The sequence below is a fragment of the Kineococcus arenarius subsp. arenarius genome (genome assembly GCF_050871845.1).
Lineage (GTDB): Bacteria > Actinomycetota > Actinomycetes > Actinomycetales > Kineococcaceae > Kineococcus.
On the sequence record NZ_JBJLSE010000011.1, the window covers coordinates 63083 to 72116 of the forward strand.

Annotated in this window: 6 protein-coding genes and 3 pseudogenes; 8 read left to right on the top strand and 1 reads right to left on the bottom strand. The window is 72.1% G+C overall.

Annotation, left to right across the window (positions count from 1 at the left end; translation table 11 throughout):
- Nucleotides 1-31: 31 nt before the first annotated feature.
- The 7 genes and pseudogenes from ACRYM0_RS04990 to ACRYM0_RS05020 form a co-directional block, all read left to right on the top strand.
- Nucleotides 32-1009, top strand: coding sequence for an NAD-dependent epimerase/dehydratase family protein (locus ACRYM0_RS04990; RefSeq protein ID WP_432502665.1), 978 nt, complete (start codon nt 32-34; stop codon nt 1007-1009).
- Nucleotides 1010-1842: 833 nt separating this feature from the next.
- On the top strand, nt 1843-4434 hold the full coding sequence (locus tag ACRYM0_RS04995) for a TerD family protein (RefSeq protein WP_432502667.1): 2592 nt from the start codon (nt 1843-1845) through the stop codon (nt 4432-4434).
- Between the two features lie 162 nt (nt 4435-4596).
- A complete protein-coding gene (locus tag ACRYM0_RS05000) occupies nt 4597-4764 on the top strand; it encodes a hypothetical protein (protein ID WP_432502669.1) in 168 nt (55 codons plus the stop codon).
- A 405-nt stretch (nt 4765-5169) separates the two neighbouring features.
- Entirely contained in the window at nt 5170-5319 is a 150-nt protein-coding gene (locus tag ACRYM0_RS05005) for a hypothetical protein (protein ID WP_432502671.1), read from the top strand.
- A 156-nt stretch (nt 5320-5475) separates the two neighbouring features.
- Nucleotides 5476-5628 carry a hypothetical protein gene (locus ACRYM0_RS05010; RefSeq protein ID WP_432502673.1) on the top strand — a complete coding sequence of 51 codons (153 nt, stop codon included), beginning with the start codon at nt 5476-5478 and terminating at the stop codon, nt 5626-5628.
- A 98-nt stretch (nt 5629-5726) separates the two neighbouring features.
- Nucleotides 5727-6835: pseudogene (locus tag ACRYM0_RS05015) on the top strand (enolase C-terminal domain-like protein).
- 289 nt (nt 6836-7124) lie between these two features.
- Nucleotides 7125-7250, top strand: a pseudogene (locus ACRYM0_RS05020) (IS5/IS1182 family transposase); the annotation flags it as partial.
- Between the two features lie 459 nt (nt 7251-7709).
- Here the strand turns inward: ACRYM0_RS05020 and ACRYM0_RS05025 are convergent.
- A pseudogene (locus tag ACRYM0_RS05025) lies at nt 7710-8687 on the bottom strand (IS3 family transposase); the annotation flags it as partial.
- A gap of 88 nt (nt 8688-8775) precedes the next feature.
- On the opposite strand from ACRYM0_RS05025, the gene ACRYM0_RS05030 reads away from it, so the two are divergent.
- On the top strand, nt 8776-9034 hold a 259-nt coding region (locus ACRYM0_RS05030; protein WP_432502674.1), incomplete at its 3' end, for a helix-turn-helix domain-containing protein.

A 9034-nucleotide genomic window follows, 5' to 3' on the forward strand; every position in this document is an offset into this window, starting at 1 on the left:
CGAAGCCCGCCGCCGGACGAGGGGAAGCGCCGTGCGCGTCGTGGTCATCGGGGCGACCGGTCACGTGGGCACCCACCTGGTGCCCCGGCTGGTGCGCGCCGGCCACGACGTCGTCGCCGTCAGCCGCGGCACCCGCCAGCCGTACCACCCCGACCCCGCCTGGTCGCGCGTGCAGCAGGTGCTCGCCGACCGCGACGCCGAGGACACCGCCGGCACCTTCGCCGGGCGCATCGCCGCCCTGCACCCCGACGCCGTGATCGACCTGATCTGCTTCACCCCCGCCTCCGCCACCCAGCTCGTCGACGCCCTGCGCGGGCGCTGCGGGCACCTGCTGCACGCCGGCACCATCTGGGTCCACGGCCCCGCCACCGCCTCACCCCTGACCGAGGGCGACCCGCGCGAGCCGTTCGGCGACTACGGCACCCGCAAGGCCGAGATCGAGCGGCTCCTGCACGCCGAGACCCGCACCGGCGGGCTGCCCTGCACCGTGCTGCACCCCGGGCACATCAGCGGCGCCGGCTGGCCCGTGATCACCCCGCTCGGCAACCTCGACCCCGCCGTCTGGCACGCCCTGGCCACCGGCGCCGAACTGCCCGTACCGGGCCTGGGGCTGGAGACCCTGCACCACGTCCACGCCGACGACGTCGCCCAGGCCTTCGAGCTGGCCCTGCACCGGCGCTCGCGGGCGGTGGGGGAGAGCTTCCACGTCGTCTCCGAACGGGCCCTGACCGTGCGCGGCCTCGCCGCGGCGGTCGCCGGCTGGTTCGGGCGCGAGCCGGTGCTGCGCCACGTGGGCTGGGAAGAGTTCCGCGAGCTGGCCGGTGAGCACGCCCAGGCGTCCTGGGAGCACCTCTCCCGCAGCCACAGCGCCTCGATCGCCAAGGCGCGCGCCCTGCTCGGCTACGCGCCGCGCTTCACCTCGCAGGCCGCGGTGGCGGACTCGGTGCGCTGGGCGGGCGCGCGCGGCGAGCTGGACCTGGCCGGGCAGGAGGTCCCCCTCACCGCGTGAGAAGGGGTCGCGTTCGCCGTCGCGTACCGCGCGTTCAGACCTCGCGAACAGGGAAGGTCCGTTCCACCACCCACGGCGCTCGCAGACGCCTCCATCGCTCGGGCGGAGCGGGTGCCCACGACCGGGAGAGCGCCCGGTCGCCGCGGTCGGCGCCGCCCCGTCGAGCGTCGGTCCGCCGTTCGGGGAGCGGGTTGCACGCCGATCACGAGCGGATTCCGGGGTGAGTCCGCCGGGGTGGAGCAACTCGGCCCGACCAGCTCCCGGCGTGTCCGGGACGTGGGTGAGGGCCACCGGGTGAAGCTCCGTGAGTACCCGCCGAGGAGCTCGCAGGTGGAGACCCAGCGATGGCCCACGAGGCCCAGGGGAACGCCCCTGGTTCGGTCGTCACCGAACGGTGCAGCAGACCCTTGGCGCCCACCGCCCGGTTCGACGGACCACCTTCGCTGCTGGAGTCGACCGTGGTGACTTCGGGCAGCGCGCCGGCGGCGACACCCCGGTGCCAGGCTCTACGAGCACCTGCCAGCGCGTGCCTGCCCGGCGGCAGAGCTCACCCGGTCGGGGCACGAGCTCCGTCGCCAGCAGTGGACCGCCGCAGCCGCCAGGCTCGCCCTCGACCAGCCGTGCTCGTGATCAGCCGTGCGCTCAGGGCCCCAGTCCAGTGGTGACGCGCACCGGGGTCCCGACGCTCGTGCGCCGTGCGCCCACGGGCCGTGCACCCACGGGTCGGGCGTTCGCTGTCTCGGCGCTCGCAGGCAGGGAAGGGGCTGGAGGGGGCTTCGGGCTGGTTCGCTGCGGGAACCGTCACTGTGCGTGAGACTGGTGGGGTGGAGGAGATGACGTTGCCTCGGGGCGCGAACCGGGCGCTGCCACCGCACGCTCGCCGTCTGCGCGCGGTGCTCAACTGGGACGAGAGCGAAGACGGTGTCGCGGACATCGACGCTTCCGCGCTGCTGCTGAGCGCCGATCGCCGGGTGCTCAGCGATGAGCACTTCGTCTTCTACAACCAGACCGCCTCACCGGACGGGGCGGTGCGGCACTTGGGGCGCACCAGCACCGAGGGCGGCGCCGCCGAGCGCGTCGGCATCGACCTGGACGAGGTCGGCGAGAACACCTGGTTCGTCGTGCTGGCCGCCAGCGTCTCGGAGGGCACCTTCGGGCAGGTGCCGGGCCTGCGGCTGGTGCTCAGCGCCGGTGGGGAAGTCCTCGCGCACGTCGCGGCGGATCAGGCCGGCAGCGAGACGGTGCTGGTGCTGGCCGAGCTGTACCGGCGCGAGCAGGACTGGAAGGTCCGCGCCGTGGGGCAGGGCTGGGACAGCGGCCTGGCCGGGCTGGCGCAGGACTTCGGCGTCGACGTGGCCGACAGCGACGACGAGGACGACCGCGACGACGAGGACGACCGCGACGACGAGGACGACCGCGACGACGAGGACGACCGCGACGACGAGGACGACCGCGACGACGAGGACGACCGCGACGACGAGGACGACCGCATCGACGACAGCGCCGATCACGATGCCGGCGACGGTGCCGGGGAAGCTGGCGATACAGCGGTAGGCGCCTTCGACGCCAGCTCCGCCGCCGCTGCCGTGTCCGCCGACGGCACCAGACAGGCACCGCTCGAGCAGGTACACCTCGACCAGGCAGGTACGTCCGCGGAGCTGCCGATGCAGGACGCCCACCCGGCCGGCGACGGTGGCGGTGATGACCTCATCGAGGTGGTCGAGCCTGACGGGGACCGCACGGACCGCACGGACCGCACGGAGGACGGCGAGCTGGCTGCCGCTTCGGATGCGGCCACTGCCTCATCCGGTGCGACGGGTGCACCGGCCACAGCGGACGAGCGTGCCGCCAGCGCCGGGTTCGCCGGTTTCGCCGGCGACGCGGGCTCCGCTGACGAGGCAGGCCCCGTCGACGAGGAGGGCCCCGTCGCGCCCGCCGCGCCCTCCTCGCCTGCCCCGGCGCTCGCCGGGAACACGGCCACGGCTGCGTCCGCGGTGACGTCCACGGCGGTGGCGGCCAAAGGGGTGCGCACCCGCAAGACCAAGGCAGCCCGTGCGGCGGTGCCGGTGCCACCGGCGCTGCGGCTGCGGCTGGAGGAGTCCTGGCAGGCAGCGCGGGTGTTCTCCATCTCCGGGGTGGGCTCGGGAGAGGAGCAGGAGAAGCGCGCCACCTCCGCGCTGCTGGCCACGATGATGGGGGTGCGGGCCTTCGCGCGCGGGCTGACCGGCCACTTCGACGCCCCCGGCGGAGCGGTAGAGACCTACCTGGAGACCCCGTTCACGCTGGGCGAGGCCACCGTGATCCCCGACGGGGTGATCCGCATCGCACGCGCCGGGCGGGAGTGGACCGGCCTGGTGGAGGTCAAGACCGGCGACGGGCAGCTGCGCCGGGCGCAGGTGGAGAACTACCTCGACGTCGCCCGCGAGCAGGGCTTCGACGCGGTGATCACCATCTCCAACGAGATCGCTCCCGATGCCGGTGAGCACCCGGTGGAGGTGGACCGGCGCAAGCTGCGCGGCAAGGTCGCCCTGTTCCACCTGTCCTGGGCCGAGGTGGTGCACGAGGCGCAGATGACCCTGAGCCACCGCGGGGTCGGTGACGCGCTGCAGGCGTGGCTGCTGGCCGAGCTGATCCGCTACCTGCAGCACCCCCGCTCGGGGGCTGCGGGTTTCGAGGACATGGGACCGGCGTGGGTGGGCGTGCGTGAGTCGGTCGCCGCCGGAACGCTGCGCGCCAGTGATCGCAAGGCACCGGCCGTGGCCGAGTCGTGGATCCGCCTGGTGCGCCAGCTGCGCCTTCGCCTGACCGCGGAGCTGGGGGTTTCGGTGGTTCACGTGCTGCCGCGCAAGATTGCCACCGACCCGGCCGCGCGCCTGAAGGCCACCACCGCGCAGCTGGCGGAGAGCGGGCAGCTGGAGGCCACCTTGCGGGTGCCCGGGGCAGCGGGTCCGGTCGGCATCGTGGCGGATCTGCGCACCGCGCGGGTACGCACGTCCGTGCGGCTGTCCGCCCCGCAGGAAGGTGGTGGGCAACGGCGGATCAGCTGGCTGCTGCGCCAGCTGAAGGACGCCCCCGCCGACCTGCTGATCGAGACGCACTTCACCGGGCGGGCCGAGAGCACCTGCGAGCAGTTGCGCGACGTGCGTGATTCCCCTGGTGCGCTGCTGCCCGACAAGAGCGCCGAGGTCGCTGCGTTCACGTTGACGCGCACCACGACGATGGGCACCAAGCGCTCGGGGGTGAAGGGGGCGTTCATCCCCTCGGTCACCGAGGCGCTGGAGAACTTCTACCGCGGTGTCGTCCAACCGCTGCGCGCGTGGGTGCCGCCGGCGCCCAAGCTGCCCGACGAGGTCACCGGCATGCCACCGGAGGATGCAGAGCGCGACGGTCCAGACGGCGACGACAGCAAGCACCCGGTCGGCTGATGCGTCACCCGTCAGCTGCTTCTCGATCTTGTGCTCGCCGATTCCTCGAGAGGAATCTTGGCGTACTCGTTGACGCACCTGTGGAGCCAGCGGAACACTGGCTGTCCTCAAGGGTGGGCTTCCAGCTCACCTCCGCATGACCCTCGGGGGCCGGGCACCACCGTGGTCGATCCGCTCCTGTACCTGCCGCAGTTCGGCGCCATCCTGGAGAGTCAGACGGGCCCGTTGTGGCAACAGGTCCTGGTCGGGGACCCCTCTCCGTCCGACTTCGCCGCCACGTGGGCCGACGCCCTGACGCAGGCGCAGCGGGTGGACCGAAAGGGGAAGTGACGTGCGAACACCCCAGCCGCAGGCCCCTTGGCCGGTCCTCACCCACGACAGCCGACTCGGGACGGCGCACCCGGACCTCCTCGTTCCCAACGCCTGCGGAGACGCCGACCCCCCACGGGCTGCGCCCCTCCTGCCCCAGGGGCGTGGACTTCTGCACCTCTCTGGCTCGCGAGGCGGCCCGTCACCCGGAGGTCGAGGCGCTGGTGCTCGAAGTCGTTGCGGCGATGGGGGTGACGCGCGGGGCCGCTCACGACGAGTCCGGCTTCCCGGCGGTGATCAGCACGGCACGGACCCTCCTCTCGCTGTCCGCCTGCACGAGCTGCCGAACGGTGCGGCGCGGCGCCGGGCCGGACGACGACGTGGCCCGAGCGGTGCGTGAAGCCGTCAGTGCCGCCGGTCCTCGGTGTGTCGACGACACCCTGGGGCCTGGAGCCGTTCGACTGCTCGGCGGTGTCCACCAGGGCCGTGCCCGCGAGCTCGTCGACGCGTGCACGGACCGCACGAGAGGTCGGCTCGGGCACGAAGGTCGCGGTGCACACCAGCGACGTGCCGTGAGGCTCCAGCGCCAGCGGGACAGCGACCTCCTCGGTCCTTCCGCCTGCCCGCTGCGTGGCGTGGTGGCGCTCCACGGCCGTCGACGAGGCGACCGCGCGATCGCCGTCCCACCCCGTGCGCGAACCGGCCGATCCCGTGTGGGAGGACCCGGGCAGGGTGGTCCTCCACCTGGATCGGGTCGCCGCCGGTTCCCGCCAGGTCCAGCTCCACCACCTGGGACTCCTCGACCCGTCCCGCCGCGACTTCGTCGCGGTCGCGCTCGACGACCGGGGGTCAGCGGACACCACGAACATCGGCAGCCGCCGGTGAGGCACAGCACCACCTTCACCACCGCTCTCGACACAGGAGGAACCGTGGGCGCGACCATCGCCGACGTGAACGTGACCACCTTCCGCACCACCACCCGGATGAGCGTCGACAGCGACGGCCACGCCCACCCCGGACCGAGACGGGAGGTGCACGCGGCGCTGCTGAGCATCACGGACACCGATGGCTGCACCGGGTACTGCCTGGCCGCGCCGGCGGACTCGGTACGCGCCCACCTCATCGAGCACTACGTCCGTCCGGTTCTGCTCGGCAACGACCCTTTCGACCGCGAACACCTGTGGCAGCGGCTGGCCCCGGAGCAGCGCGGCAGCACCGGTGCGCTCCTCGACCGCACCCTCAGTGCCGTCGAGCAGGCGTTGTGGGACCTGGCCGGTCGGAAGCTCGACATGCCGACGTGGAAACTGCTTGGCGGGGCACGCGACCGGGTGCCCGCCTACGGCAGCACCATGTGCGGGGACGACGTCGCCGGAGGGTTGGGCAGTCCGGAGGACTACGGACAGTTCGCCCTCCAGTTGCTCGAGCAGGTTACACCGCGCTGAAGCTGCACACGTGGATGCCACCGGTGCCTGGCGCACCCGACGTCCGCATGGACCTCAAGGCGTGCACCGCGGTCCGCGAAGCCGTGGGGCCTGACGTACCGCTGATGCTGGACGCCAACCACTGGTACACCCGACTGGAAGCCCTCTACCTGGGCAAGGGCATCCAGGAGTTGGGTTTCACCTGGTTTCAGGAGCCGATGGAGGAGGCGTCGATGCAGTCCTACCGGTGGCTGGCTGACCAGCTCGACATCCCCGTCATCGGCCCCGAGGTGGCGTTTGGAAAGTACCACGTGCGCGCGGAGTGGATCGTGGCCGGCGCCAGCGACATCGTCCGCGCTGGTGTGAACACTGGAGCCGGCATCTCACCGACGCTGAAGACGGTGCACCTGGCGGAAGCCTTCGGGATGGAGTGCGAGATCCACGGTGGCGGTTCAGGAAACCTCACGATCCTGGGCGCCATGACCAACGGGCGGTGGTACGAGCGGGGCCTGCTGCACCCGCACTACGACTACGACGAGGTGCCCCCGCACCTGAACTCCGCGATCGACCCGCTGGACGGCGACGGTTTCGTCGCCATGCCGACCCGCCCCGGTCTGGGTGACGACTTCGACTTCCGTTACATCGAGGAGCGGACCGTCGCAACGTGGTGACGCTGACGCACCGGTTCCGCGGGCAGTGCCTGGGAGTTGCGTGCTGGTGAGCACGCTTCGAGGCGCTGCCGCGGTGGCGTCGGGTGGCGGCCCCCGCCGGCGGCACGGTAGACGGTCACCAGGACCGGGAGAGGGGCCTTGCGGCCGACCGACTGCGTAGACGACGACCAGGTCGCTGTCCGGGTGCGCCAGGAGCTCGGCGCCGTCCTCACTCGAGCTGACGCAGGCGTCGGTCAGCAGTTGCTCCACCTCCTCGCGGCTGATGTCCCGCTCCCGGCGGCGCTGCTCCAACCGCCGAGCGCGCGCCTACCTGCGCCGGCGAACTGTCGCCGCACGCACCGCGCGGATCGGCATCGACTCCAGCCAGCGCCTGGGCCGGCACCGCTGGGTGGTCGAACGCACCACCAGCCGGCTGTTCGCCCGGGGCGGGCTGGGCGCGGTGGAAGCACAGCTCCAGCACCCCTGCTGCGGGCGCGCCGGGCCGCTGGGGCGAGTGCAGAGGCAGGGCGATCGTGCTGCGGCCGGCTCCTCGTCGGTCGCAGCCCACGTCGGCGGTCCTCCGGGGTCGCTGACGCCTCGGCCGACGGCGACGGTGGCGGGCCGGCCCCTGCGCGGGCGGGTGGGGCCTCGACCTGTCGTGGGATCGTGCAGCAGTTCCCGACGGTGCCGCTCGGCCGGGTCCCGCTTCGGCTGGTCGCGTCGTCGACGCGCCTCTACCGTCGAGGGTGAGTTCACGCTGCGACGTCCTGCTCGTGCACCGGCGCTCCGGATGAGCGGGATCAGCAGCAGTGGTGGTCAGTGCAGCGGGAAGGGCGTCAGGGTGACCCGGGTCCACGTCGAGTCGCAGTGAAGCGTCACGGCTTTTCTGCCGTCTTCAAACGGGTCGCGGCTCCGGTTGGGCCGCGATGATCGCAGCGTAGTGGGCGGCCTCGGCTTCGGCGGGCGGGATGTAGCCCAGGCTGGAGTGCAGGCGGGCGTTGTTCCACCACTCCACCCAGGCGGCGGTGGCGTACTCGACGTCGCTGAGGGTCCTCAGCGGCCCGTCGTGGAAGGGGCCAGGGCGGATGCACTCGGTCTTGAACAGCCCGATCACCGTCTCCATCAGCGCGTTGTCATAGGCGTCACCGACCGAGCCGATCGAGGCGGCGATGCCCTCGCCGGCCATGTGATCGGTCAGCTTCACCGAGGTGTACTGCGACCCGGCATCCGAGTGCATGATCAAACCGGGTGCTACCGGGGTCCCGTCGTAATCGCGCCGCCACGTCGCCATCCGCAGGCACGTCAGCACCAGCTCGGTGTGCTTGCTGCTCATCGCGTGCCAGCCGACGATGCGCTGGGCGAAGACGTCGACGACGAAGGCGACGTAGGCGAAGCCGGCCCAGGTGCGGACATAGGTGAAGTCGGCGACCCAGACGGTGTTGGGCGCCTCGGCGGCGAAGTCGCGGTTGAGCAGGTCGCCGGCCCGCCGCCCGTCCTTGCCGGGCACGGTGGTGCGGACCTTCTTCGCCCGCCGGACACCGTTCATGCCCTCGGCTCGCATGAGCCGGTCCACGGTGCAGTGCGCCACGGCCAAGCCCTGCCGGCGCAGGTGGGCGAGCATCTTGCGCCGCCCGTAGAGCGATTCCGCCTCGCCTCTGGTCGCCCGCAGGGCGTGGACGACGTGGGCGTCGGGCACCGTCCTGGCCGACGGCGCGACGCCCTGCTTCCAGGCGCGGTAGGTCCTCGCGGCGACCTGGCAGCCCTGCTCGCTGAGCACGGCGCAGATCGACTCGACCGCGAAGCCCTTGACTCTCATCTCGTCGACGAAGCGGACGATCAGTGCTGGCGCGGGTCGAGCTCCCGCGCGAAGAAAATCGAGGCCGAGCGCAGGATCGGCGGTCTCAAGCGGTCAGCGCAACACCCGTGAGATGATCATGGTGGGTCGTTGACGGGAGCTGAGCATGGCCGGTGTCCTCACCACGACGCAGAAGCAGCTGGCGATCCGGCTGCACGCCCACGGCCTCTCCCTGGTGGAGATCGCCCGCCAGATCGGCTGCACGCCCCCGATGGTGGGATTGATGGTTCGGGAGAAACGCTTCCTGAGCGGGGTGGAAGACTCATGGGCACCACGGGCGGGGCGTCTCTCGATCGACGAGCGCGAACGCATCTTGATCGGGGTGCGGGCGAAGGAGTCGTTCCGTGCGATCGCGTCGGCGCTGG